The organism is Streptomyces sp. NP160, from assembly GCF_006335115.1.
Classification (GTDB): Bacteria; Actinomycetota; Actinomycetes; order Actinomycetales; family Quadrisphaeraceae; genus Quadrisphaera.
The window spans coordinates 1-737 of the sequence record NZ_VDMJ01000073.1; the positions used below are offsets into that span (position 1 = coordinate 1).

General features: G+C 73.7%; 1 pseudogene. It reads left to right on the forward strand.

The features are described 5' to 3' along the window. A pseudogene (locus FHN55_RS23035) lies at positions 1 to 737 on the forward strand (hypothetical protein); the annotation flags it as partial.

The following is a 737-nucleotide window of genomic DNA, read 5'->3' on the forward strand; positions in this document are numbered from 1 at the left end:
GCCAAGGACGGGGACACCGAGCGCGCCGGGGAGCCTGGCGGTGGTGGCGCTGTCGAGGAGCAGGAGCGGCGCAGCCTGGGTCAGCTGCGCGCCGATGTGTTCGTCAGCCTGGTGGTGGGGGAGTTCTCGCTGACCCCGGAGACGTTGGCCGTGGCTTTGGGGCAGCCCGCCCCTGGCGACGACGACGAGGACGACGACGTCGTCGAGGACGACGACGTCGAGGGCGACGGAGTCCCCACCGGAGGTGACGAGCAGGGGCCGGTGAGTGGGCTGGCGCCGGACACCCGCAAGCTGGTGCGCATCCCCACCCCGGAGCAGCGCGCCCACCTGTCCGAGGTCCACATCGTGGTGCTCGCCGACGACCTCGCCGATGACCTCGCCGATGACCTCGCTGACGACCTCGCTGACGACCTCGCGGATGAGGACCTGGCCGACCCCGAGGACCCCGACGACGGGCCAGATGACGGACCGGACGGACCGGACGGACCGGACGACGGGTCGGACGACGGACCGGACGACGGACCGGACGACGGGCCAGAGGACGGGCCGGACGACGGACCGGACGACGGGCCGGATGACGGTGGGCCACCGTCGGGGCCCAGCCCCGTCAGCAACGACCACGGCACCCTGCCCACCGGCGAGAAGCCCACCGGCGAGGAGTCGAGCCCGCCGCCAACGGCAGGGCCCCCACCAAGCTCCGGGTCCTCCCCGACGGGTCGAGAACGACCCCGCCCCAC